Origin of the sequence: Streptomyces sp. 11x1 (assembly GCF_032598905.1) — a bacterium.
Classification (GTDB): Bacteria; Actinomycetota; Actinomycetes; order Streptomycetales; family Streptomycetaceae; genus Streptomyces.
In genome coordinates, this window is sequence record NZ_CP122458.1 from 5822494 (window position 1) to 5847316 (window position 24823).

At 71.0% G+C, this 24823-nt stretch carries 24 protein-coding genes; 15 read left to right on the forward strand and 9 right to left on the reverse strand.

The features are described from left to right. Window positions 1-79 precede the first annotated feature (79 nt). The 8 genes from P8T65_RS25700 to istB all read left to right on the forward strand — a co-directional run bounded on the left by P8T65_RS25700 (window position 80) and on the right by istB (window position 9618). Window positions 80-718 carry a recombinase family protein gene (locus tag P8T65_RS25700; RefSeq protein WP_316727606.1) on the forward strand — a complete coding sequence of 213 codons (639 nt, stop codon included), beginning with the start codon at window positions 80-82 and terminating at the stop codon, window positions 716-718. 96 nt (window positions 719-814) lie between these two features. Then, a complete protein-coding gene (locus P8T65_RS25705; protein WP_316727607.1) occupies window positions 815-1891 on the forward strand; it encodes a PEP/pyruvate-binding domain-containing protein in 1077 nt (358 codons plus the stop codon). A 94-nt stretch (window positions 1892-1985) separates the two neighbouring features. Beyond that, window positions 1986-3800, forward strand: a complete 1815-nt coding sequence (locus P8T65_RS25710; RefSeq protein WP_316727608.1) for a PEP-utilizing enzyme — start codon at window positions 1986-1988, stop codon at window positions 3798-3800. A gap of 25 nt (window positions 3801-3825) precedes the next feature. Beyond that, window positions 3826-4539, forward strand: coding sequence for an HD domain-containing protein (locus tag P8T65_RS25715; RefSeq protein ID WP_316727609.1), 714 nt, complete (start codon window positions 3826-3828; stop codon window positions 4537-4539). A gap of 31 nt (window positions 4540-4570) precedes the next feature. Beyond that, entirely contained in the window at window positions 4571-7051 is a 2481-nt protein-coding gene (locus tag P8T65_RS25720; RefSeq protein ID WP_316727610.1) for a SpoIIE family protein phosphatase, read from the forward strand. 37 nt (window positions 7052-7088) lie between these two features. Then, entirely contained in the window at window positions 7089-7628 is a 540-nt protein-coding gene (locus tag P8T65_RS47360) for a hypothetical protein (RefSeq protein ID WP_399100156.1), read from the forward strand. Beyond that, entirely contained in the window at window positions 7625-8047 is a 423-nt protein-coding gene (locus P8T65_RS47365; protein ID WP_399100159.1) for a hypothetical protein, read from the forward strand. The genes P8T65_RS47360 and P8T65_RS47365 overlap by 4 nt, the downstream gene beginning before the upstream one ends. Window positions 8048-8193: 146 nt before the next feature. Further along, a complete protein-coding gene (gene istB / locus P8T65_RS25730) occupies window positions 8194-9618 on the forward strand; it encodes an IS21-like element helper ATPase IstB (RefSeq protein ID WP_399100162.1) in 1425 nt (474 codons plus the stop codon). Here istB and P8T65_RS25735 read toward each other — a convergent pair. Then, a complete protein-coding gene (locus P8T65_RS25735; RefSeq protein ID WP_316727611.1) occupies window positions 9602-9790 on the reverse strand; it encodes a hypothetical protein in 189 nt (62 codons plus the stop codon). The genes istB and P8T65_RS25735 overlap by 17 nt on opposite strands. Before the next feature lie 200 nt (window positions 9791-9990). Further along, complete coding sequence (locus P8T65_RS25740) at window positions 9991-12708, reverse strand: helicase C-terminal domain-containing protein (protein ID WP_316727612.1); 2718 nt, start codon at window positions 12706-12708, stop codon at window positions 9991-9993. 264 nt (window positions 12709-12972) lie between these two features. Here P8T65_RS25740 and P8T65_RS25745 point away from each other — a divergent pair, with 264 nt between their 5' ends. Continuing rightward, on the forward strand, window positions 12973-14028 hold the full coding sequence (locus tag P8T65_RS25745) for a hypothetical protein (RefSeq protein ID WP_316727613.1): 1056 nt from the start codon (window positions 12973-12975) through the stop codon (window positions 14026-14028). 69 nt (window positions 14029-14097) lie between these two features. Here the strand turns inward: P8T65_RS25745 and P8T65_RS25750 are convergent, their stop codons facing one another. The 3 genes from P8T65_RS25750 to P8T65_RS25760 all read right to left on the reverse strand — a co-directional run bounded on the left by P8T65_RS25750 (window position 14098) and on the right by P8T65_RS25760 (window position 17504). After that, window positions 14098-16299, reverse strand: coding sequence for a hypothetical protein (locus tag P8T65_RS25750; RefSeq protein WP_316727614.1), 2202 nt, complete (start codon window positions 16297-16299; stop codon window positions 14098-14100). Further along, a complete protein-coding gene (locus P8T65_RS25755; protein WP_316727615.1) occupies window positions 16296-16955 on the reverse strand; it encodes an ABC transporter ATP-binding protein in 660 nt (219 codons plus the stop codon). The genes P8T65_RS25750 and P8T65_RS25755 overlap by 4 nt, the downstream gene beginning before the upstream one ends. Window positions 16956-17165: 210 nt before the next feature. After that, window positions 17166-17504: a hypothetical protein gene (locus P8T65_RS25760; RefSeq protein ID WP_316727617.1), complete on the reverse strand. Its 339-nt coding sequence runs from the start codon at window positions 17502-17504 to the stop codon at window positions 17166-17168. A 567-nt stretch (window positions 17505-18071) separates the two neighbouring features. On the opposite strand from P8T65_RS25760, the gene P8T65_RS25765 reads away from it, so the two are divergent. The 4 genes from P8T65_RS25765 to P8T65_RS25780 all read left to right on the forward strand — a co-directional run bounded on the left by P8T65_RS25765 (window position 18072) and on the right by P8T65_RS25780 (window position 22207). After that, window positions 18072-18704, forward strand: a complete 633-nt coding sequence (locus tag P8T65_RS25765) for a response regulator transcription factor (protein WP_316727618.1) — start codon at window positions 18072-18074, stop codon at window positions 18702-18704. A gap of 89 nt (window positions 18705-18793) precedes the next feature. Beyond that, complete coding sequence (locus tag P8T65_RS25770; RefSeq protein WP_316727619.1) at window positions 18794-20071, forward strand: glycosyltransferase; 1278 nt, start codon at window positions 18794-18796, stop codon at window positions 20069-20071. A 68-nt stretch (window positions 20072-20139) separates the two neighbouring features. Then, window positions 20140-21489 (forward strand): hypothetical protein, encoded by a 1350-nt coding sequence (locus tag P8T65_RS25775; protein ID WP_316727620.1) that lies wholly within the window; start codon window positions 20140-20142, stop codon window positions 21487-21489. Window positions 21490-21580: 91 nt separating this feature from the next. After that, window positions 21581-22207, forward strand: a complete 627-nt coding sequence (locus P8T65_RS25780; RefSeq protein WP_316727621.1) for a haloacid dehalogenase-like hydrolase — start codon at window positions 21581-21583, stop codon at window positions 22205-22207. A gap of 3 nt (window positions 22208-22210) precedes the next feature. On the opposite strand, the gene P8T65_RS25785 is transcribed toward P8T65_RS25780, so the two are convergent. The 3 genes from P8T65_RS25785 to P8T65_RS25795 all read right to left on the reverse strand — a co-directional run bounded on the left by P8T65_RS25785 (window position 22211) and on the right by P8T65_RS25795 (window position 23100). Next, complete coding sequence (locus P8T65_RS25785; RefSeq protein ID WP_316727622.1) at window positions 22211-22462, reverse strand: hypothetical protein; 252 nt, start codon at window positions 22460-22462, stop codon at window positions 22211-22213. 48 nt (window positions 22463-22510) lie between these two features. Then, window positions 22511-22666: a hypothetical protein gene (locus P8T65_RS25790; protein ID WP_316727623.1), complete on the reverse strand. Its 156-nt coding sequence runs from the start codon at window positions 22664-22666 to the stop codon at window positions 22511-22513. A gap of 107 nt (window positions 22667-22773) precedes the next feature. Next, window positions 22774-23100 (reverse strand): DUF6069 family protein, encoded by a 327-nt coding sequence (locus tag P8T65_RS25795; RefSeq protein WP_316727624.1) that lies wholly within the window; start codon window positions 23098-23100, stop codon window positions 22774-22776. A gap of 85 nt (window positions 23101-23185) precedes the next feature. Here P8T65_RS25795 and P8T65_RS47370 point away from each other — a divergent pair, with 85 nt between their 5' ends. Together P8T65_RS47370 and P8T65_RS25800 are read left to right on the forward strand one after the other, a co-directional pair. After that, the gene (locus P8T65_RS47370) at window positions 23186-23332 is read left to right on the forward strand and encodes a hypothetical protein (protein WP_399100174.1); all 147 of its coding nucleotides are present in this window, start codon (window positions 23186-23188) and stop codon (window positions 23330-23332) included. A 159-nt stretch (window positions 23333-23491) separates the two neighbouring features. Continuing rightward, complete coding sequence (locus P8T65_RS25800) at window positions 23492-23875, forward strand: cold-shock protein (protein WP_184892585.1); 384 nt, start codon at window positions 23492-23494, stop codon at window positions 23873-23875. Between the two features lie 90 nt (window positions 23876-23965). Here P8T65_RS25800 and P8T65_RS25805 read toward each other — a convergent pair whose 3' ends face one another. Further along, entirely contained in the window at window positions 23966-24793 is an 828-nt protein-coding gene (locus P8T65_RS25805) for a 1,4-dihydroxy-6-naphthoate synthase (RefSeq protein WP_316731714.1), read from the reverse strand. Window positions 24794-24823 lie beyond the last annotated feature (30 nt).

Consider the following 24823-nt stretch of genomic DNA (forward strand, 5'->3'; position numbering starts at 1 on the left):
ACATGGTCGTCCCCAACCCCAACGGGGCGGGCAAGGTCCTTGCGGTCAACGAGGACGAGGCCAAGACGATCAAGCGGTCGTGGAGCGGGTCCTGTCCAAGGACTCGCTCATGCAGATCATCAACGACCTCAACAAGGAGGGCATCCCGTCGCCGGGACACACCTCACGCCAGACCACGGGCAAGCGCAGCGACTCCAAGCAGTGGTACACGACGACGCTGCGCAGCCTCCTGGGCAATCCCCAGTTGCTCGGCCAGGTCATCGAGGACGGAAAGCCGATCCTGCGGACGGACGGCCTGCCGCTGGTCAACCGGCCGCCGATCCTCGACACGGACACCTGGCAGACGCTCCAGGACGAGTTGGAGCGCCGGGCCAACCCCGGTGAGAAGCGCCGAGAGGGTACGTCGCTGCTCCGCGGCATCATGCACCGCGGAGTCTGCGGTGAGCGCATGTACACCTTCAGCGGGCGCAACGGTCAGCTTCGGTACCGGTGCATCGGCCCGCTGAAGTACCGCCAGCGGGCGGCCAAGGGGGAGGGAGCAGTACGCCAAGCCGGTCCCTCAGTGGAGAGAACAGGGTGTGGGCGCCCTCCGCGACCTTACGTCGCAGCGCCGCCCGCAGTTCCGACGCCGGCCGCCCCGCGGCACCCGCCGCGTACGCCGGGCGCCCTGACCTGGGCGGTCGCCAGGTGCGGGAGGGCACTGGGCGTCATAGGCTGACCTTCGGGGGCCTGTGCCTTCGTGGAACGAGGCACGGCCGGAATGGCCTGGCGGCCACGCGGTGAAGTCCGTGGCAGTGCAGTGGAGTGAGAGCCCGTGAACTCTCCGTACACCCTCACGTTCGACAGCTCTGCCGAGGCCGGGACGAGCAGGCTCGGCGGCAAGTGCGCCGCGCTCATCGTGATGACCCGTGCCGGTGCTCCGGTGCCGCCCGGGTTCGTGGTGACCATGGATGCCTTCGAGGCGCTGCTCGACCGCGGCGGGTTGCGCCGGGCCGTCGACGCCGCCCTTGCCGGGCTCGTCGCCGATCCGGGTGCTGCGGCGGCGCGCGGCGCCGAGATCCGCTGCATGGTGATTGACCAGCCCGTGCCCTCACCGGTCGCGTCGGCGGTGACGGCGGCGTACGAGGAGCTCTGCCGGGCCGTCGGCTGCCCGGATGTCGCGGTGGCCGTCCGGTCGAGCGCCGAAGTGGAGGACCTGCCCGAGGCGAGCTGCGCCGGTCAGCACGACACGTTCCTGTGGATCCGGGGTGCCGACGCCGTGCTCGGGGCCGTCCGGCGTTGCTGGGCGAGCCTGTGGAACGACCGCGCGATCATCTACCGAGCGGCCCGTGGGCTGCCCCAGACGGTGCTGCACATGGCGGTCGGGGTGCAGCAGATGGTCGATGCCCGTACCTCCGGCGCCGCCGTGACCGTCAACCCGGCTGACGGCGACCCTTCGAAAATACGGGTGGAGGCGATCTGGGGACTGGGGCAGCTCATGGTGTCCGGCGAGGTGACCCCGGACGCCTACCTGGTGGACAAGGTACTGCTCAGCACGGTGCGGACGACGGTGTCGCCGAAGCACCAGGAACTGGTTCCCGCCCCCGACGGGCACGGGCTCGCTCGGAGGGTGGTCGAGGAGGGCCGTCAGCAGGTCCCCTGCCTGGCTCAGGGGGAGGTCGTGGAGATCGCCCGCCTGGCCAAGACCGCCGAGCGGCAATACGGCTGCCCGCAGGACATCGAGTGGGCCGTCGACAAGCACCCGAACGGCTCCACGGATACGGGCGCCGTGAGACTGCTCCAGACGCGGCCCGAGACGGTCTGGAGCCGTCGGCCGAGGACACCTGCCCGGGCCAGCCACGGCGCGGGCGTCTCCAGCATCCTCGACACCCTCCTTCGACCTGGGAGGTAGCCGATATGCCCCCCTCGTCTCGGCCGCCGTCGAAAGACTCGTCCACGCCGAGTCGGCATCGCCCGCCTGCGAGCCCTGTGAGGAGCACGTCAAGATGACGGTCTCGCGCACAGCCTTCCCGAGCCCCTACGAGATGACCTCCCCTGCCGGTGCGGAGGGCTGGGAGCAGCTGTACCCGTACTACATGGTCTTCCAGCCCTGGCGGCGCTCGGCCGAGGAGGAACGCTTCTGGTTCTGCGACAGCCAGCACTGGCCCACCGTGGTCAAGCCGTTCGAGACGGTCGTCACCGAGCTCGCGTTCAAGGGCCAGGGCCAGTTCAACACCCGGCACTTCGTCGTACCGCCCTCGTACGGCGTCACGTTCCGCATCCACCAGGGCTACGTCTACCTGAGTCCGGTGGCCGCGCCGGAGAGCCGGATCCCTGCCCGAGCACAGCAGTTCCTGGAACGCGCCGGGTACTACTACGCGAACTGGGACAGGCTGCTGGAGAACTGGAAGGGCAAGGTCCTCGGCACCATCCGTGAACTGGAGTCCATCAGCTTCGGCGAGCTACCGGAGGTCCAGCCGTACGAGGACATCGAAGCGGGGGTCGGCCTGGGCGCGGCCGATGCCCTGATCGGCGGGTACGACCGGCTCCTCGCCCTGTGCCAGCGCGCCTTGCAGTACCACTTCGAGTTCCTGAACCTCGGCTACGCGGCCTACCTGGACTTCTTCCAGTTCTGCAAGCAACGGTTCCCGGGCATCCCGGACCAGGGCATCGCGGCGATGGTCACGGGCGTGGACATGGAGCTGTTCCGTCCGGACGAAGAGCTCAGGAAACTGGCAAGGCTCGCTGTCGAACTGGGCGTCGACAGGGCACTGACCGTGCCCGACCCCGGGGAGCACACTCTGACCGCCCTCAGCCGCGAGCCGGGCGGCCGCGACTGGCTCGACGCCTGGAACGCCGCCCGCGATCCCTGGTTCAACTTCACGTCGGGCAACGGCCTCTACAGCAGCGACCGGTACTGGAGGGACACCCCCTCGCTTCCCCTGGGGTACATCCGCGACTACATCCTGCGCCTGCGGCGGGGCGAGGCCATCGACCGGCGCCTCGCCGAGCTCGCCGCCGAGCGCGAGCGGATCACCGGCGAGTACGCCGCGCTGCTCGACCCCCCGGCACGTGCCGACTTCGAGGCGAAACTGGGCCTCGCCCGCCAGGTCTACCCGTATGTGGAGGACCACAACTTCTACATCGAGCACTGGACGATGGGCGTCTTCTGGCGCAAGGCCAGGGAGCTGTCCGCCCTGCTGCACCGGGCGGGGTTCTGGCCCGAGCCCAACGACATGTTCTACCTCACGCGCGACGAAGTCCGGACCGCGCTGTTCGACCACGCGTCCAGCTGGGCCATCGGCGTCGAGCCGGCCGGCCCCGGTCACTGGCCGGCGGAGGTGGAACGGCGACGCCGGATCGTGGCCGCGCTCGCACGGCAGCACCCCGAACCGGCGCTGAACGAACCGCCGCGAGCCATCACCGAGCCGTTCAGCGTCATGCTGTGGGGCATCACCAGCGAGCGCATCCGGTCGTGGCTGGCAGCCCCCGGCGACCTGGGCGACCTGACCGGCATGGCCGCCTCGCCGGGCGTCGCCGAAGGCACGGCCCGGGTGATCCGCAGCCCCGACGAGCTGGACCGCCTCCAGGAGGGCGACATCCTGGTCGCCCCGGTCACCGCGCCTAGCTGGACGCCGGCCTTCGTGAAGGTCCGCGCGACCGTCACCGACATCGGGGGAGTCATGTCCCACGCCGCCATCGTCTGCCGCGAGTACTCCCTGCCCGCCGTCACCGGGACGGGCTCGGCGTCCACCCGCATCAAGTCCGGCCGTCGGATCCGTGTGGACGGCACGGCCGGCACGGTCACCCTTCTCGACTGACCGGCCCCGTACGACAGGAGACGTCATGACGCCCGACCGGGCGGCCCGCAATCCGCTGCCGACGCTGCCGCTCGCAGCCTCGGAGATTCCCCTGAGTGACCCCCTCCCTTCGCCCGTGCCGTTGACCGGCGTCCGGCGGGAGATATGGGACCGCGCCCTTCCCTACCTCGACGTGCGCGACAACGACGCCCATTCGCTGTACGCCTTCGCGCTGGCGGCCGCACTGCTGCACACCCTGCCAGGAGCACGGGAGGACGTCGTGCTGCCCGCCGTCCTCCTGCACGACACCGGCTGGAAGAAGGTCTACCCTGCGGACATCCTGCCCGCCATCGCCGGGCGGGCCGGACCTGCCGGGCAGGAGACGATACGCAGGCACGAGTCCGAGGGTGCCGCCATCGCCGCCCGCATCCTCGCCGATGTCGGCTACCCGGCGCGGGACACCGAGCGGATCGTCACCATTATCGACGGGCACGACACCCGCAGGGATGCCCTCGACCTGGACGACGCCGTGGTGAAGGACGCCGACAAGCTGTGGCGGCTGACCCCGCACGGCCTGCGGACCGTCGGTGCGTGGTTCGCCCTGGACCCGGGCCGGACACTGCGGTTCGTGGCGGCACGTACCTACGACCGGCTGCTCACCGAACCCGCCCGTGCCGTCGGTGCCGCATTCACCGTGCTGGCCCGTACCGATGTCAGCGTGCAGCGAAGCGGCCTGAACCCCCCATCACGCAGTGAATGACTTATTTCGGTTGCTTATGGATATTTCCGGCGTGAGTCTTGACTGCATGGACGCCTATCCGCCACTCGGAGTGGTCGTGACCGACCGGCAGGGCCTCGTCGTCGGGTGGACGCCCGGAGTGGAACGCCTGCTCGGTCACACGAGCGCCGAGGCCCGCGGCCGGTCCGTGGCGGAGCTGCTGGACGCCCCCGTGCTCGCGGGCGGGGAGCCTGCTCGAGGTGAAGGGGCTGCCGAGCTCGGCGAACGGCATCCGGACGTGAGCGTATGCCACAAGGACGGGCACCGGCTGGCCGTGGCCGTCTCCCGCTACCGCCTCGCCCCGGGGGTGGACGGCATCGGAGGAGGACCCGGCACCGTCCTGCTCGTCGCCCCGCGGTCCGGGTCGGCGGCGGAGCGCCTGCGGCAGTCGCTGTCCGGCTGGGTTCTGCAGGACTCGCCCCTGGCCCTGACGGTGTACGACACCGATCTGCGCAGCGTGTGGCAGAGCGCCGCGATGCACCGCCTCAGCGGCCTGCCTGACGAGGAGCCATGCGGACGCCGGCTGACGGAGGTCTTCGCAGGCCCCGACGCGGTGGAGTGGGAGGAGCGGATGCGGCTGGCCATGGCCACGGGAGAGGAGCAGGTCAGCGAGCTCAAGGGCACCGGCCTGACCGGCCTCGGATCCCGTGTCTTCAGTGTCTCGGCGACGCCGCTGCGGGACGCGGAGGCCCGTACGCTCGGAGTCTGTGCTCTCGTGAGTGATGTGACCGAGAGGCGCCGTGCCCGCGAGCGGCTCTCTCTGCTGAACGACGCGAGCCTGCACATCGGCAGCACCCTCGACATGGTACAGACCGCACGGGAGCTCACCGAGGTGGCCGTACCCAGGTTCACCGACTTCGCCCGCGTGGACCTGCTGGACGTCATCCTCCAGGGCGACGAACCCGCTCCTGGGCCGCTGGCCGGCCCCGTGCGGCTGCGGCGCATCGCGGAACTGTTCCTGCTCGAGGGGGTCACCACGGAACAGCGCACCGTCGGCGAGGCGGACGTCTACCTCGCGAACTCGCCGACCGCCCTGTGCCTGGCCAGCGGCCGGCCGACGCTGTACCGGGACAACACCGCCCCGCCGATCCGCTCCTACTACGAGATCGACGCGACCCCCGAGCGGCGGGCGAGGGTCCGGCGGATGGGCCCGCACTCATGGATCATCGTGCCGGTGAAGGCCAGGGGCACGACCCTCGGCGTGGTGTGGTTCACCCGCATGCGGGAGACTCCGGAGAGCTTCGACGAGGACGATCTTCCCCTCGCCGAGGACCTGGTGGCAAGGGCGGCGGTCTGCCTGGACAACGCCCGGCGCTTCACCCGCGAACGCGCCGCGGCTCTCACTCTGCAGCGCAGCCTGCTGCCGCAGCGGATGCCGGAGCAGTCGGCGGTGGAAGCCGCCTTCCGCTACCTCCCCGCCGAACAGCGTTACGGGGTGGGCGGCGACTGGTTCGACGTGATCCCGCTCTCCGGAGCCAGGGTCGCGCTGGTGGTCGGCGACGTGGTCGGCCACGGCATCCACGCGGCCGCCACGATGGGCCGGCTGCGCGCCGCCGTGCAAACCCTCGCCGATGTCGACCTCGCTCCCGACGAACTGCTCACCCGCCTCGACGACCTGGTCCTCCGGCTGTCGGCGGAGTCCGGGGCCGACACGGAGCCGCCGGGGGCGGAGGCCGCCGGGGACATCGGGGCCACCTGCCTGTACGCGGTGTACGACCCGGTCTCCAGGCGCTGCTCCATGGCGCTTGCCGGCCACCCGCCGCCCGCCGTCGTCGGTCCGGACGGCACCGCTGAGTTCCTGGACGTCCCCGTGGGACCGCCACTCGGACTGGGTGGGCTGCCGTTCGAATCGATGGACGTCACCCTCCAGGAAGGCAGCCTGCTCGCCCTTTACACCGACGGCTTGATCCATTCCGGCCACCGCGACCTCGGGGAGGGGCTTGAGGCCCTGCGGGAGGCGCTGGCCGTTCCGACGGGCACGCTGGACTCCCTGTGCGACCACGTCGTACGCGAGCTGCTGCCCGAGGGCCCCGCCGACGATGCGGCCCTGCTCCTGGTGCGGCCCCGGGCCCTGGACGCGCGCAGGGTCGCCGTGTGGGACGTGGAGGCCGACCCCGCCGAGGTGGCGCGGATACGGTCGAACGCCGTCCGTGCCCTGGCCGAGTGGGGGCTGGAAGAAGCCGCGTTCGTCACCGAACTGGTGGTCAGTGAACTGGTCACCAACGCCATCAGGTATGGCGACCCGCCGATCCAGTTGCGGCTCATCCACGACCGCGGGCTGATCTGCGAGGTCTCCGACTCCAGCAGCACCGCACCGCATCTGCGGCGGGCTCGGGTGTTCGACGAGGGCGGTCGGGGGCTGTTGCTGGTCGCGCAGCTCACGGAGCGCTGGGGCGCCCGGCAGACGGCGGCCGGCAAGACGATCTGGTGTGAGCAAACCCTGGCCGCGGCCGACGGCCCGCTCCTCTCCCTGGAGGGAACTGCCGCCATCTGACGCGCCGTACGCGGCGCGTGACGACGACACGGAGGGGTTGGCCCAGATCGCCGAGTTGCTGGAGAAGGTGGCCGACGAGGAGGCCCCGCTGCTGGACATCGAGGCGACCCGCAGGCGTCTCAGTCACGGCCTGGACCTGACGAGCCGACTCACGGTCGGCGAGTGGTTGGACATGTGGCCGGCGGGCAAGAAGGGGCGGCAGAGCGCCATCAGTCGCGACGAGAGCGACATCCGGGTGCACCTCAAACCGCGGATCGGGCACCTGCGGCTCGACCGCCTGCGGGTCACTCACCTGTCGGAGATGTTCGAGGCCATCGCCGAGGCCAACGTCGAGATCGCGGAGGGCGACGCCGCCCGCCGCAAGGCGTTCGAGGACCTTGCCCAGATCCCCTGGAAGGGGCGCGAGCACGGTGCCCGCCGCAAGGCGATGAAGGCGGCCATCGCCGAGATGGAGCCCTACCGCCGCATCGTGGGCCCGGCCACGCGGCAGCGCGTCCGCTCCACGCCGCGGGCCGCGCTGAACGCCGCGATCGCCCAGCAGCTGATCACCTTCAACCCGGCAGCCACGTCGAGTTGAAGGCGGGCAAGCGGCCCAAGGCTCTCGTGTGGACCGAGAAGCGCATCCTGCACTGGAAGCGCACCGGCGGGAAGCCGTCGTCGGTGATGGTGTGGACGCCGGACCGCACTGGCCTCTTCCTCGATCACGTCGCGGAGGACCGCCTGTACGCGCTGTTCCACTTGATCGCCTTCTGCGGATTGCGACGAGGCGAGGCGTGCGGGCAGAAGTGGACCGACACCAACTTCGATGCCGGGCTCATTACGGTTGTCAAGCAACTTGTCGTGGACGGCTGGGAGGTGTACGAGGACGACCCCAAGACCGACGCCGGCGCCCGGACGATCGCGCTGGACACCGACACGGTCCAGGCCCTCAAGCGGCACCGCGCCCAGCAGGACAAGGACCGCGAGGAATGGGGGGGGGGACCGCCTGGACGATGAGGGAACCGTTCACGCGCGACACCTTTCGATTCGGCCGAACGTCCAATTTGCCCGATCGTTCCCCCTGGCAGGGTTCCGGTCCTATTGGATGTCTATTCATTCCGATGAGTGGCTGGAATTCAGATTTGCGGCAGCGGTTCCGAAGAATGCGAACCGTGCACCCTCCCACCCAGGCCGACGCCGCTGAACCGGTCGCCCCGTCCATCGCCCCGTCCGTCTCGCCGCAGGGCACCACACTCGGCTACGCCCTCTTCGCCACGCGCTGGCTCCAGGCGCCGCTGTACTTCGGTCTGGTCGCGGCGCAGGGGGTGTACGTCTACAAGTTCTTCAACGAGCTGTGGACGTTAATCGTCCGCTGCGTGAGCGGGAGCGCCACCGAGACGTATGTGATGCTCGCCGTGCTCAAACTGGTCGACGTCGTCATGATCGCCAATCTGCTGATCATGACGATCGTCGGCGGCTACGAGACCTTCGTCTCCCGCATCGGCCTCCAGGGCCACCGTGACCAGCCCGAATGGCTGTCGCACGTCAATTCCAACGTGCTGAAGGTCAAGCTCGCCACCGCCATCGTGGGCATCTCCTCGGTGCATCTGCTCCAGATGTTCGTGGACGTCCACCACACCTCCCAGCACGCGCTGCTATGGGGCACGGTGATCCACATGGCCTTCATCGCCTCGGCGGTGCTCCTGGCGTACATGTCGGGGCCGATGCTGCGCGAGGACAAGGGCCACGGCTCCCACCACGACCCGTCCGACGACCCGAGGCCGCCGAAGAGCCCGCGCGGGCCCGCCGAGCCGACGGAACGGAGCGAGCCGACGGAGCGGACTGAGCCGGCGGCGGCCACCCCCGTGATGTCCCGGGCGCCGCTGCCGATCCCGGCCCAGGCGACGTCCCCCGAGACCCGCTTCACGCGGGGCGGGACGCGGCTGGTGCAGTACGAGACCTGGCGCGCGCCGTACACGGCCGGGAGCGAGGGCGGTCTCGGTGCCGGGGGCGGGACCGGGGTCGAGGGGCGGGTACGGGCGGCCGGGTTCCCGGCGCGGAAGCTGCTGGAGGAGTTCGACGAGGGGCACCCGCGCTCCTTCGACCGGCGGCTGCTGGCCCGGCTGGGCACCCTGGACTTCCTCGGCACCGGACGGAACGTGGTGTTCGTCGGCGCCCCCGGCACCGGCAAGACGCATCTCGCGATCGGTCTCGGCGTACGGGCCTGCCAGGCCGGACACCGGGTGATGTTCGCGACGGCGACGGAGTGGGCGGCCCGGCTGGCCGGGGCACGGGCCGAGGGCAGGCTCGCCGAGGAACTGTCCGCGCTCGACGCCTGCCCCCTGCTGATCGTCGACGAGGTCGGCTACCTCCCCTTCGACACGGACACCGCCCGGCTCTTCTTCCAGCTGATCGCCCACCGCTACGAGCGGGCCTCGCTGATCGTGACCAGCGACCGCCCGCTCGGCCGCTGGGAGGAGATCTTCGGCGGGGCCGCCCCGGCGATGGTGGACCGCCTCGCGCACCACGCCGAGATCGTCCTCCTCGAAGGGGACAGCTACCGGCTGCGCACTACTTCAGCAGGCTGACGTTCTGGATCAGCGGCCCCTCCACGCCGATGCCCTCACCCACCAGGGTGCCGAGTTCGGGGAGGGGCAGCGGCGGGTTCGCGGCGGCCGGGGCGGCGAGCGCGCCCACCAGGACGACGGCTGCGGCGACGGAGACGGTGAATGCGGTCAGGAGCGTGGCGAGAGGGCGCATGCGTGCGTGTGGGCCTTTCGAGCGCAGGAGTCGATCTCGATCGGACACAGGGTGGCTGCCCCGCACGCCCCGAGAGGATGCCCCGGGGGACCCGCGCTCGCCCATGAGGGGGAAAAACGAGCGTGGCCTGCACGAACACCCGCGTACGCCCGAACGGGTGATGCGCGGGAGACGGTTTGATCAACCAGGGGGTGGCTGAGTCAGGTCGCGTCGTCCGCGAGTTCCGCGACGCCCGTGATCCGGTGGAGCGGGAAGGTGCGCACCTCGTCCGCCGTGTGGTCGTACGCCGTCACGAAGCCGCCTTCGACGCGGACCGGCGCGATGACCCGCTGGCTGGCGGAACCCTCGGCGTTGACGTAGCCGATCCAGAGGGCCTCGCCGGTGAGGACGGCGGCCTGCATCGTCGCGAGCGTCTCGGCGGAGCCGGTCCGGGGCAGGGTGCCGGGCGGGGTGGCCGGGCCGCCGGGAGTCCGGCGCGGCGCGGTGGAGGCGAGATCACCGGCGCGGATGGCGCGGATCGCGGCGCCCAACAGGGTGTCGTCCGGGGCCGGGGGGCCGTCCGGGACGGGCTCCGGTGCCGTGCGGGGCGGGGTGCGGTGGGCGTGCGCCCGCGTGATCAGCACATCGCCCTCCGCCGACTCGGCCGCCGGCGCATACCCCATCGCCCGCAGCCCGTCGAGCAGCGTCGCCGGGTCGGCCTGGGCGGCGAGGACGGTCGGCGCGAGCCGCCGCAGCCCGAGCCCCTGCGACCGCTTGTCGGCGAGGATCTCGCTGAGCATCGCGTCGTCGTCGCAGCGGACGTACGCCGACGCCGCGCCGATCCGCAGATGACCGTGACGGCGGGCCACGTCGTCGATCAGGTACGCGAGCGGCTGCGGGACCGGCGTACGGGAGTGCGCGGTCAGGAAGTCGTGCAGGTCGGAGGCGCTGCGCCCCGCGTCCAGCGCCCGGCGTACGGACCCCGGCGTGAACCGGTACACCGTCGCGCCACCCTTCGACTCCACGTCCGCCAGCACGCCCAGCACGTCGGCAAGCGGACGCTTCAACGGGCCGGGCGCGACCGCCGTCAGGTCGGCCTGGAGCAGGACGTGGTCCAGCGGCTCGGGCAGCAGCGGCGCGAGCAGCCGGGCGGCCCGGGAGGCGGCTGCGGCCTGCTCGGCGACGGGGTCGGGGGAGGGGGAGGGAGCCGGGGAGGGGACCGGCGGACGGTCGGGGAGGGGCACGTGGTGGGCGGGGAGCTTGTCGCCCGGGGTCTCCGGCAGTTCGACCGTGGCCGGGGTCTCGGGAGGCAGCCCGAGGAGCGCGCGACCGTGCGAGGACAGCGCGCCGCGCCCGGTGACCCCGAGCGACTCGGCCTCGGAGAGGGTCCACCGGGCGATCCGGGCCCGCAGGTCCTCGCCCTGACGCTGCCGCGCGGACGGCTGCAGGGCCGACTGGGCCGATGGGGACGATGGCGCCGACTGGGACTGCGCGGGCTGTTGCGTCTGCGTCGGCGCCGACGAGGGCTGGGCGGGGGCCTGGTGGGACTGCTGGCCGCCGCGCGTGGGGTGTTCCCAGTGGAGGCGGGCCAGTACGGAGTCGTGGGTGGCCGAGGTGCCCTCGGGGAGCCCGGCGAGCAGGGTGAGGACCCGGTGGCGCACCTCGGGCGCGGCCGACCGGTCCAGCCCCGGGCCCAGCGCCGACAACGTACGGTCCTTGGCGTCCCGTTCCCCGATCACGCCCGGCGTACGGGTCGCCGTCAGCCAGGCCGTGGCGAGCCGCGCCCAGCGCTCGGCGGCGGGCAGCTCCAGCCACTCGTCGTACGCGGGTGTCGCGGCGTACCGTTCGTCGGCCTCGCCGTCGGAGGCCAACAGCCCTGCGGCGTAGGCGAGTTCGACCCAGAAGGCGGCCACCGGCTCGGGCAGGTCGAGGGCCACGGCGGTCCGTTTGAGGTCCCGCACGCTCAACCCGCCCGCGCGCAGGACACCGGGGCCGCCCTCGTCCCAGTCCTTCAGCAACTCCTCCACGGTCGCCAGCGCGGTGTACGCCTGCCCGGCCGCCGTCGCGTCCACAACCTGTGGACGGTGCGCATCCGACGCCTCGACGGGCGGCGGCACGGGCTGCACCTCCCGGTGCGCGCGGCCCCCGCGCAGGTGCAGGGCGACCTCGCGGGGCAGGACGACCGTGCCGGGGGCGGTGGGCAGCAGCAGCCCCCGGTCCAGCAGCCAGCGCAGATGGGCCGCCGGGTTGGCGGTGACCTGGCCGTACGGCGGCCCCCACACCAGCCGGGTCAGGACGTCGAGGGACTCCGGGGGCGCGGCGGCGAGGAGCGCGGCCATGCGGCGGCGGTCGGTGAAGAGCGTGGCGAGGGCCGTGACCGCCGAGACCGAGTCATGGGTGCTCGGCAGGCCGGCCGCCGCGACGATCTCCTGGACCCGCCCCGGCGACATGCCCGCCGTGGCCTCCGCGACCGTCGGGCCGAGGCCGGTGGGGGAGGGGTGCTGCGGGGAGGGGGCGAGCAGCTCACGGGCCGTGCGGACGAGGCGGAGCCGGTCGTCGGGGCCCCACACGAGGGCCTGGTCGCGCAGGGTGGCGAGGGCGCGGGGCAGCGCGGCGGTGACGGCGGGGTCCGCGTCGTCACCGGCCAGCAGGGCGGCGAGTTCGGCGTACGGCGCCGGGTCCGCCGCCACGGCCAGGGCCTGGGCGGTCTGCAGGGCGAACCGGTCCAGGCGTTCCAGGGCCCGGACCACCGAGGCGCGGGTGCCGGCGCGGGTGGCCAGCTGGGTCAGGTCGGTGGGCACGGGTGTGATGAGGTCCGGCCGGGTCCGGAGCAGCACGGCGAGCGAACGGTCGTCGCGTCCGCGTAGCGCCTCCGCCAGGGAACGGGGGGCTCCGCCGGTGGGGGCCGCCTCCGTGGGGGTGTGCTCCTCGGTGCTCATCCGGCCAACGGTAGCGGCTGCGCCGGGCTGGGGCGCCAGTAGCTCGGGGGTGCGCGTCTCGTCGGCGGGTGCGGGTGCGTGGGGCTTCCCGCGCAGTTCCCCGCGCCCCCTGAGAAGCCGGGGCTGCGCCCCTTGCTTCTCAGGGGGCGCGGGGTTCGGTCCTGAGAAGTCGGGGTTGCGGCCCCTGCTCTCGGGCCATGACCTCCGGATGCCCGGAAGCGATACGGTCGGAGGAGTATGCGTGGCCGATCCCGGAGGGGCTTCGTGGGGATTGAGAGCGACCAGGTCGTCTACGAGTACCTGAGCCGGGTCGGTGATCTGGCCCAGCAGCGGCAGTTGCCGTCCTCGACTCGGATGCGTCTCGTGTCGGGGCTGCGGGACGAGATCGACCGGCGGCGGGCGAAGGCGCCGGTGGACAGTCCGGCCGCCGTACGCCGCATCATCGCCCGCCTGGGGACCCCGGACGAGGTCGTCGAGGCGGCGGGCGGGCCCGGTGCCGTACCGGAGCCCCTGGCGGCCGCCGTGCCCGTGCAGCGGGTGACCGGTGGGGACGTGACCGCCGAGGACACCGGGGAGCGGGCCAAGGGGCTGCGGCGGGTCGTGCCGCGACCCCGTTCCGCCGACGCCGCGCCGCCGCCGGTGGCGGGTGGTGCCGCTCCGCCGCATCTCGCCCCGCTGCACGAGCTGGGCGAGGGCGACGCACAGCCCGACTGGTGGCGGGTCGGCGGGGGCGGGGGACCCGGCGGCGACATCGGGTTCGGGATCGGGGACTCCGTGCCGGGGTTCGTCGGGGGTGTGGAGATTCCCGAGTTGCTGAAGCCGCCGCCTCCGGCGAAGGCGGACGGGGACCGGGATGGCAAGGCCGAGGGGAAGCCCGGGGCTGTCGTCGAGAAGGGGGCGGCGGCTTCGGCGGGGGGCGTGGAGGAAGAGGCTCCTCGGCAGCGGCGGCGGCTGCCGTTGCCCCGGCTGCGGCCCGTGGGTGGGGGGTGGAGCAATCCGCTGCTGTTGCTGGCGGCCGTGCTGTTGGTCGCGGGAGCGGTCATGGGGAGTCTGGTGCCGTTGGGGCTGGGGTGGTTGATCGCCTATCTCTCGCGGAGGTTGACGCCCGCGGAGTCGAAGTGGGCGGTGATGGGGGTACCGGGGGCGGTAGCCGCGGGTGGGATCGTGTGGCTGTGGGGGCGTAGTGACGGGCGGTGGGGGGATTCCATTGCTCGGGGGGAGATGAATGTGGCGGTGGCGGAGACGTGGCCGTGGGTGCTTCGGGTCGCCGCGATCTCGTCGGCGCTCTATCTTCTCTGGCGGTCTCAGCGACCTCGTTGACCCGAGAGTGTCCCGCCCCCGCCGCCCCATGCTCGGCATCCGCCCGGGGCCTGGCCCCGGGCGAACACATCAGTCTGCGGCGGGCCGCCAGCCGCGGGCCGACACGACTGATACCCGAGCGCCCCACACCGTGAGCACGATGGCGCCGCACAGCGCGGCCAGAGTCGTCGGAGCGAGAGAGGCCAGGGAGATCACCGTGGGCCGGTCGATCTGGATGGGTGTGGCGAGCCAGACCGAGGTGAGGACACCGATCCCCACAGCCAGCAGGGAGGGCACCAGAAGCGACCACACGGCCGTGGTCCCGAACACCGTCCGACGCCCGGTCAACACGCTGAGCGGGGCCAGCTCACGCCCGTACCGGACGAACTCGCCCATCGCCCCCAGCCCTGCCGCCAGAGCGATCACGAACATGCCGGTGGACGCCAGCAGCCGGATCCAGCGCGTGGCGGCCTCCAGGCCACCGACGGCACTGTAGAAGCCGCCCACCGACGTGACGGTCGCGTCCACGCCCAGATGCCGGTACGCCAGTTCCTTCAACAGCCCCATCGGCAGATCCTCGTGCGGTCCCGCGGCGTTGACGAGCAGCAGAGTCACGGATGTGTTGTCCGTCGTCCGCCAGCCCGACGTCCTGCCCTGTTGCGCGTCGACCGATGCGGTGTCGTACGTGCTCCACGCCACCAACTCCCGCAGCCGCGGATCAGGTCCGCCTCCCGGGACGGACACCGGCGTGGAACTGCAGGGCGTGTTCAATGCCTTGAGCGCATCGCATGAGCCGATGAGCCTGGCCGTGCTCCGCACGGTCTCGTCATCGGTCACCACGCGCAGCACCGCGCTTTCCACCCCGTCGGGAAGCGACTTCTCGAAGGCGGCAAGTCGCTTGGAGGACTGCGGATAGTCCACGGTGAGCACGCTGTTGCCGACTCTGTCCAGAGTGGTCAGGGCACGGGCGGCGTTCTCGCCGAACACCCCGCCCCACAACTGGGCCTGCGCCGCTAGTCCGACGGCCAGCGTCAGTGAGGCCACGAGGCGGACCGTGGCCTGCGGATGGGCGGCCAGGCGGCGGCCCGCGATGATGCTCCCGCTGGATCCGATACGGCGTCCCCACCTGGCCAGTCGTCCGCCGAGCCCTACGCAGAGCATGCTCACGGCGGCGGGAAGGGTGGCGAAAACCAGAACAGTGCCGAGGACGTAGAACGGGAGCTTCATGTCGTCGGACATGAGCTCGGTGCCCCGCACGGTCACCAGGAGAACGGGCGCGAACGCGAACCCGCCGATCCGGTACAGCCTGCCGCGGCGTACCGCCGGTTGGGAGCCGCCTTGCTGCGCGCCGTCGGCCTTCGGCTGCAGCAGTACCACCGTCGCGAGCACGACGACCGGAGCGGCCAGCAGAGCACCGATGAGTCCCGGTACGGCGGCGGTCGCGTCCGGGCGATAGAGCTGGAAGTCGACCATGGGGAGCGGCAGGTCGATCAGAAGGGCGGGAGTGAGGGCGAGAGCGGCCGCAAGCGTGCCGACGAGAACCGGCACAGACGCCTCTCCGAGGGCGAAACACGCACGCGCACGCGCACCGGCGCCCAGCACGGCGAGCAGTCGCGATCGCCGGTCCCGTGCCACCGCGCCGACGCGGGCCGCCACGGTGACCAGGAGGACCACGGGCAGGAACACCAATCCCGCCAGGGCACCGTAGAACTGCTCGGAGGGTGGCAGATTGTCGTCCTCGCCGAACGTGGACGCGCCGGCCCCGCCGAACCCCACCGCCCCGAACGACTCCGCGTCGAGGTCGTCCGCACCACCGACGGGTCGGGCATACGCCAGCAGCTCTGCCGGGGCCTGCAGACCCTCCGCGCCGATAGTGCCGACGGACTTCCCGTATCGGCTGCCGATGCGCTCCACGGTACCGGCACCGGCTTCCGCGAGTGCGGGCGACAGAACGGCCTCCCCCGGCCCCGGCCAGCGGTCGAGGCCCGGCGGCAGCGGGGCGTCCGCCCGCAGCGGCTCCAGCCACACCACCTGAAAGGCGGTTGTCCCCACCATGTCGGTCACAGGCTGCGCTATCAGATTGGCGTCGCGGGTCCCGGTCGTCCAGTCAACGGCACGCTCCTGGGTCCGCTGCGCCCGGCCGTCGAACGAACTCTGCGCCAGCGCGAGGACACCGAGACTCGCGGCGAGCAGAAAGGTGGCGGCGGCCAGCAGCCAGGTTCGGATCGTGCCCGCCTCGGCTGCGGCAGCCGCTCCCCGTCCGATCCGCAGCATGTGCGTCATCGCGCTCATGTCGCCGCCTCGGCGAGCCGCCCCTCGGCAAGGTGCACGGTCCTGTCGGCGCGTGCGGCCACCGCGGCGTCGTGTGTGACGACCAACAGTCCGCAGCCGGTCTCCTTCGGAAGACCGAAGAGCAGATCCGAGACCGATTCCCGATTCCGATCGTCGAGAGCGCCGGTGGGTTCGTCGGCGAGCAGCAACGACGGCTTGTTGATCAATGCTCGTGCGACGGCGGTCCGTTGGCGTTCACCGCCGGACAGCTGGGAGGTGGCGACCGTGTCGGGGGAGACCCCGAGCCGCGTCAGCAGCGACGCCGCCTGCTCGAACGCCGCGGACCGGCGGGCGCCGGACAACAGCGCCGCCACCGCGACGTTCTCCACCGGAGTCAGTTCCGGCAGCAGTTCGCCGAACTGGAAGATCGTGCCGATGTGCGTACGCCGGTGCCTGGCGAGCGCACGGGGCCGCATCGCGGTGACGTCGGCACCCGCCACCTTCACCTGCCCGGCCGTCGGCCGGCTGAGCCCCAGAACGCACATCAGCAGCGTGCTCTTGCCGCTGCCGCTCGGCCCGGTCACCGCGACGGACTCTCCGCTGCGCACCGTCAGGTCCGTGTCGTCGAGCAATAACCGCTCCGACACCCGCACACGGAGTCCCCGTACTTCGAGCATGAGTTGCCCGGTAGGAGGCGCCTTCGCTGCTACGGCGAGCCCTTCGGCCAATGAGCGCTGAGAGTCAGTCATCAATCCTCGAGAATGGATCTGTGCGCCAGGGTGGAGGGACCTGAACGGTCACCCCCACCCTGAACCCCGGACAGGCATCCGGTAAGGCTACGCGTGCTCGGTAGCGACACCGCCGCACGATCGCAGACGTGACTCGCGTCAGCGAGTGACCCAGTTGCTGCAGTCGTCCGGCCAGTTGTTCTTGTACTCGCAGGCCTTGACCGCGTAGATCCGCGCCCCGGTGCCGCTCTTCACGGTGCTGGCGTACTCGTTCTTGTTCCAGATGGTACGGACCGAGCCGCCTTCGCCGTTCCGCTTGTACTGGCCCTTGACCTGCGCGTCGTTGTCGTGGGTCTTGGTGACGGCGATGCGCTTGCGGTCATCGATGGTCTTGACGGTGACTTCGTCGACCGAGGCCGTGAGGGCGAAGGCAGGGGCGGCTGCGGTCAGCGCCATGACGGCCAGACCCGACAGGGCGATCTTCTTCATCGTGATCATGTGGAACCCTCCGTTTCTTCCCGGCACTTCGCGCCCTGATCGGAGCGGTCAGCGCCTTGGGTGTACACATCCTCGGCGCGGTCCGGACGACAACGGCATCCGCTCTTGGGTAGCACTCCCCAATTCCGCCTGCCGATCGTGGGATTGACATCGCCCGGATGTTGCGCAAGCCGCGCCGACGCCGAGTGACCGTGTCGGTCGACAGCACTTCCACCCCGAACGGACAGGCTGTGGTGAAAGCCACAACCGATCCGACTCGGATACACGCGGCAACAATGCGCTCGACCCCAGGCGTAGACATCACCCCTATATCCGCCATCGGTCCGGTATGCCGTGTCACGCGGTGCAACCGCCAACGGGACACCGAACCAAAGGGATCTGATAAGGCGATGGACTCGTCTCCGCCCCCCGTCATACCCTTCCTGGAATCGTCGTGAGGGCTGACCTCCCTTGTCGGCGATGAATGACGACTTACGGGGGATCGAAATCTTGATACGTGTCGGAGTGGTAGCCCCGGAGGATTTGCTCCGGGCCGGTATTCGTAACGCCCTTGAAGGCGACGCCAGAGTGAGCGTCGTCGCCGACGGACACACCAGCCGAGTGCTGGACGTGATGAATCGCCTGTCGCTCTCTGTCCTGGTGGCCAGCCCGGCCACCGAAGACGAGGCGCTGCGCTTGCTCCGCACCATCAACTGTCAGCCGGTACCACCACGTACCGTGGTGCTCGCCGACCGGATCAGCAAGAAGGCTGTCCGCGCGTTGCTCGACGCGCGCGCGGCCGGGATACTCCGCCGCAGCACCGCACGGCTTCATTTGCCCTGGGCCGTGCAGGCCACGGCCCAGGGCGCACTCGCGCTGGAACCCGCACTGGCGTCTCTGCTGGTCGACAGCTATCTGGAACCTCTGAGGCGGGATCAGACGCAGTCGGAGGCGGAAAGCCTGCTCACCAGACTCACCGCTCGTGAACGAGAAGTCCTCACCCTGCTCGCAGACGGTTATGCCGCACCCGAAATAGCGGCGATGCTCTCCCTCGCCACCGGCACCGTGAAGAGCCATATGCGCAGCGTCTACGACAAACTCGGTGTGAGTAACCGCATTCAAGCCGCCCGAGTTTTCTGGTCAGCCGGCTCCGCTCCAACTCCCGTGCCGCGCCATGACGCCAACCGCTCGGCGGACAACACTTTTTCGCGTTCCGCATAACAGCCCGACTGCTGCGGCTGGTCGTCGGCGACATGGCCGTGGACGGCCCCGGCCGACCGCATCACATGATAAGACCGAGGGAAATTCTCGTGCACATAGCCTTCTTGCTGCACAACGCCTATGCGACCGGTGGCACCACACGGACGAGCATGACGCTTGCCGAGACGCTGGGCAGGAACCACCGTGTGGAACTCGTGTCGGTCTTCCGGCACCGCGAGAAGCCGCAGTTCGGTCAGCCGTCGGGGGTTCAACTGCGGGCCCTGGTGGACCGGCGCAAGCAATCCCCGGACGCGACACATCCCCTCGCGGCGCAGGCTGGAACGGTCTTCCCCAAGGGGGACAGCCGTGCGGGCCAGTACCACCGGCTCGCCGAGCAACGCATCATCGAATGGCTGGGGGAGACGAAGGCCGACGTCGTCGTGAGCGCCAGGGCCGGACTCAATGTCCTGCTGGGCCGCTTCGGCCCCCGCGACGCCGTCCTCATCGGCCAGGAGCACCTCACCCACGACAACCACCCGCACAGGCTGCGCAAGGACATTCAGCGCTGGTACGGCGGCCTCGACGCCCTCGTCACCATGACCGAGGCGGACGCACGCGACCACCGGCGCGGCCTGCGACTGCCGCGTGTTCGCGTACTGGCCATCCCCAACAGCGTCCCCGAACCTGCCGTGTCACCGGCCGACGGAGACGCCAAGGTCGTGGTCGCGGCCGGCCGGCTGGCCCGTGTGAAACGGTACGAGATGCTGGTCGACGCCTTCGCCATGGCCGGCGAGGACTGCCCTGACTGGTCCCTGCGCATCTATGGGGACGGCGTGGAGCGCGCCCGGATCGCCGAGCGGATAGCCCATCACGGCCTAGGCGACCGGGCCCTCTTGATGGGGATGGTCACCCCGATCGAGAACGAGTGGGTCAAGGGATCCATCGCCGCGGTCACCTCGGCCCAGGAGTCGTTCGGCATGACCATCGTGGAGGCCATGCGGTGCGGCCTGCCTGTGGTGAGCACCGACTGTCCGCACGGCCCCGGCGAGATCATCCGCCATGGGGTGGACGGTCTGCTCGTCCCGCGTGACAGTACCCGGGACATGGCCGACATGCTGACGGCGCTGATGCAGGACACGGAGCGGCGCAAGGCGATGGGCAGGGCGGCGAGAGCCGGCGCGACCGATCGCTTCGCACCGGAGGACATCGCCGAACGCTACGAGCGCCTGTTCCGCACCCTGGCCGATGAGCACTCCACAAGGCCGGCTCCCACACGGCTGGGCTCAGCCGGATGGCGCGGCCGGGCCACCGTGCTCGCCGCCACGGCGCGGATACTCTCGCGCGGTGTGGTCCGCCGCGGCCGCCGCACGCTGCGCCGAGCCGCATGAGGGCCCTGAGCATGCGGGGTGCGGCCCACCGGATCGCGCGGGTCCGAGCCCACAGGATGCTGTGGATCGTGTCCGGAGCGTTCTGCCTGGTCTCGGCCGCGCTGGTACCGCTCACGATGCCACTCGGCTGGGACGAGATCGTGTACGCCAGCCGTTTCTCGCCCTATGATCCCGCGACCCCGTTCAGTGCCCCGCGCACGCGCGGCGTCCCCCTGCTGTTGGCGCCGGTGGCCTCCTGGAGCGATTCGACGGTTCTGCTCAGGGTCTGGCTGCTCATGCTGGCCGGTGGCGCTCTGTGGCTGGGCTTCCGGCCCTGGCTGCGGGTCCTGCACCGGCCGACGGCGGTCTGGGTGGCGGCCGGCCTGTACAGCAGCCTGTGGATCACCCTGTTCTACGCCGGTTCCGCGATGCCGAACCACTACACCGCGATGGGCGCTACCGCCGCGACGGGCTACCTTCTCGCACCTCGGCCCCGGTACGCCGGTGTGGCGGTGAGCCTCGCCGTGGTGTTCCTGATGCGGCCCAACGACGGCGTGGCCATCGCCATACCGCTGCTCGTGGCCGCCGCGCTGATGCCCGCGCTGCGCAACCAGGGCCGCCTGTACGGGCGACTGTCGGCGGTGGCGGCCGGGGCCGTGGCGGGTGTGCTGCCCTGGATTGTCGAGGCCCACCTGCGATTCGGCGGGGTGGGACACCGGCTCGCGGAGGCCGGTGAGATCCAGGGCGGCCTACGCCCCGTCTTCTCGCTGGGCGCGCATCTCACCGCGCTGGACGGTCCGTTGCTGTGCCGCCCCTGCGCGGGAGATACCGTGCAGTCGCCCGTGGCGGAGTGGTGGGTGCTGCTCCCGCTGCTGGCCGCTCTGGGGTTCTGGGAGGCACGCCGGGCACGTCGTTCCACGGCGCCGCTGTGGCTGGCGGTGGCGGTGGCGGTGGCCGCGTCGGCGCCGTATCTCCTGCTCGTTCCCTACGCCGCCGCCCGGTTCCTGCTGCCGGTGTACGCACTGCTGGCGCTGCCCGCCGCCCTCGGGATCCTCGCCGTCCTTCGCCGGGTCCGCACGGCCGGCTCGCGGTGGGCGGTCGTCGTGCTCGCGCTGACTGTGATCGGCCACTTGGGGATACAGGCCACACTCGCGCACACCCACGCGGACATCCAGCAGCGCGCCCGCGGGGACTGGGACCGCATCGCCTCGGTACTGCGCGAGCACGGAGTGCGCCCGCCGTGCCTCATCCAGGGAAACGCCTCGACCGTCCCCATCGCTCACACGGCGGGTTGCTCCTCCGCCGACACAACTGCCCCGGAACGTTCCAGCGCACTGGTTCTCCGCGGCGGGAAGCCGCCGCGCTGGGCCCACGACTGGCCGAGTTTCCGCGTGCCGGACACCTACAACCCGGGCTGGACCGTCCTCGTACGCCCATGACCGTCAGCGGTGGGACACGGCCGCGTGCGGCCGAACCGCCGGCCTCTTCCGCCCCGTGTCGGGCCGTGGACGCGCCCGGCACAATGGGGGCATGACCTCTCGCAAGCTGACCGTCGGATTCGATCTCGACATGACCCTGATCGATTCTCGGCCGGGAATTCACGCCTGTTTCGAGGCGTTGGCGGAGAGGACGGGGGCGTGCATAGACGCCGATCTGGCGATCACGCGGCTGGGGCCGCCGCTGGTGGATGAGCTGGCGTACTGGTTTCCGGCGGAGGAGGTGCCGGCCGCGGCGGACATGTATCGCGCCATGTACCCGTCCATCGCCATCGCCGCCACGCTCGCGATGCCCGGCGCAGTGGAGGCGATCGCCGCGGTCCGGGCGGCCGGCGGGCGAGCCATCGTGGTCACCGCCAAGTACGAGCCGAACGCCAAGCTGCACCTGGAGCACCTCGGCATCGAGCCCGACGTGGTCGTGGGCGACCTGTGGGCGGAGGCCAAGGCGGACGCCCTGCGCGAGCACGGCGCGAGCGTGTACGTCGGCGACCACATCGGCGACGTACGCGGCGCGCGCACGGCACGGGCGTACTCGGTCGCCGTCGCCACCGGCCCCTGTGACGAGCAGGAGCTGCGCGAGGCGGGCGCCGACGTCGTCCTCGCGGACCTGGTGGCGTTCCCGCGGTGGCTCACCGGATACCAGCGGACGCGCTCCCGCTGACGCCTAGAAGCGCGCGTCGCGTGCCCTTCTGCGGCCCGCCGCGACCGACTGGAGGACTCCGGCGCCGGCGATGAGGAATCCGACGCCCATGAGCATGCTCAGGACGAACATGTAGACGGGGAACGGAGTCGTTCCGAGGAACAGCGGGGCCACGGTGACCAGTGTGGCCACGGCGCCGATGACGAAGACGATGCCGCCGACACGGATCAGTCGGTCACCGGGTTCGGCGGAATTCGGTTGGGTTTTGTCACGCACCCGACCAGGGTAGTTCCCAGCGCGAGGGAACAGTCGGCCGACGTCTTGTCACCCGCCCACGGACCAATGGGCCGGGGAGACCTTGCCCGGGTCGTGCACCGTCCGCGGCTTGCGCCACGGCGTCAGTGCCGCCGATATCGCACTGTCCAGGCCGGACTTGCGGACCGTCTCGACCAGCAGCACCGCCCCGGCCTGCGAGACCACCTTTCCGTGCAGCCAGCAGAACCCTGGACGAGTCCCATCGTTGCGTCAGAAGCACTCTCCGCTTATTTGATCGAGGCATGGACGAGCACGTTCATGAAAGCGCGAGGCTAAATAGCGGCACCGGCTCCTGCCCCGGGGGACCTGCCGCCCAGCCCCGGGATCAGCACCGCCGCCACCGCCAGGTGCATCAGAGCGAGGGAGCCCCGGGTGCCGCTGCCCATGCTGTCGCCGATGAGCGGCAGGAAGGACACGGCCAGTACGGCGCCGGCCACCCCGGTCCAGATGGCGCGGGCACGCCGCGCCCAGAGCCGCTCCAGGGCGGCCAGCAGTCCCCAGCCGGAGAGCGACGCGAGCAGCGCGACGACCGCAACGGGCAGGGCGCCGACGTCGAGCGTCTGCTCGCCGTCGGCGATCCGCAGCCGGTGCCCCAGCAAACGGGTGACGGTCTCCCGAGAACGCGGAGCGCCCTGGCCTCTTCTCCGCTCTCGACTGAATGTGTGAGGGAGGCACCCTCGGTGTGTGGAAGCTGACCGGTTGGGCCGTTCAACTAAGGACGTACTGACGATCGCTGGGGACTTGCACACGCGTGGAATCGCGCTCCGCATCCTCACTGGAACTCTCGCCGGTAACTACTGGCCTAAGGGGGAAGACCGGCACATTGGGTAGCCCCTCACGCTTCCCGTACCACTTTGAGCCGCTGCCTTCACTGGCAGGGGCTCAGTCCCGTTTTAAGGCGTGTTCGGCTGGAGAGACCCCCGGTAGGCTGTCTCAACGGCAGATCAAGGGTGTCCGGCCAGTCCGGGAGCGATCGAGGGAGTGTGTGCTTTGCCGACTGGCAAGGTCAAATGGTTCAACAGTGAGAAGGGCTTCGGCTTTCTCTCCCGCGACGACGGCGGTGACGTCTTCGTCCACTCCTCCGTACTGCCCGCCGGTGTCGACACCTTGAAGCCGGGCCAGAAGGTCGAGTTCGGAGTCGTCGCCGGTCAGCGCGGCGACCAGGCCCTTTCCGTGACGATCCTGGAGCCCGCCCCCTCGGTCGCCGCCGCCCAGCGCAAGAAGCCCGACGAGCTGGCCTCGATCGTGCAGGACCTGACGACGCTGCTGGAGAACATCACGCCGATGCTGGAGCGGGGCCGCTATCCCGACCGTGCCGCCGGCACGAAGATCGCGGGTCTGTTGCGCGCCGTGGCCGACCAGTTGGACGTGTAGACCAGCCGACTCCAGGCGAATCCCGCCGGATTCGGCTGGATCCCGCTGGGTCCCGCCGAATCCACCGACCACCACCGATTCCCCTGGTTCTCAGGGGAATTCGAGCGCGTCCGGGCCGAGGGGCGGTACCAGTCCCTCGGCCGCCGCGCGCGTCAGCAGGCCCCTGACCGCCGCGTAGCCGTCCTCGCCGAGATCGGCCGTGAACTCGTTGACGTACAGGCCGATGTGCTGGTCGGCGACGGCCGGGTCCATCTCCTGGGCGTGTTCCAGGACGTAGGGCCGGGAGGCCTCGGGGTCGTCCCAGGCCGCGTGGACGGAGGCGCGGATCGTCTCGGCGAGCGTGGTCAGGGTCGCCTCGCCCAGCGAACGCTTGGCGATGATCGCGCCGAGCGGGATCGGCAGTCCCGTCGTCTCCTCCCAGTGCTCGCCCATGTCGGCGAGCTTGTGGAGGCCGTAGTTCCGGTAGGTGAAGCGGGCCTCGTGGATCACGAGTCCGGCGTCGACCTTCCCGTCCCGTACGGCCGGCATGATCTCGTGGAACGGCATCACGACGATCTCGCCGACCCCGCCGGGCAGCGTGTCCGCCGCCCAGAGACGGAAGAGCAGATACGCGGTCGAGCGCTTGCCCGGCACGGCCACCGTACGGCCGGTGAGGTCCGAGCCCGGCTCCCGCGTCAGCACCAGCGGACCGCAGCCCCGCCCCAGCGCACCGCCGCACGGCAGCAGCGCGTACTCGTCGAGGACGTACGGCAGGACGGCGTACGACACCTTCAGTACGTCGAGGTCGCCGCGTTCGGCCATGCCGTTGGTGATGTCGATGTCCGCGAACGTCACGTCGGGCGCGGGCGCGCCCGGGATCCGGCCGTGGGCCCAGGCGTCGAAGACGAAGGTGTCGTTCGGGCAGGAGGAGTACGCCATCCGCAGCGCGCCGGTGCCGGTGCTGGCGGC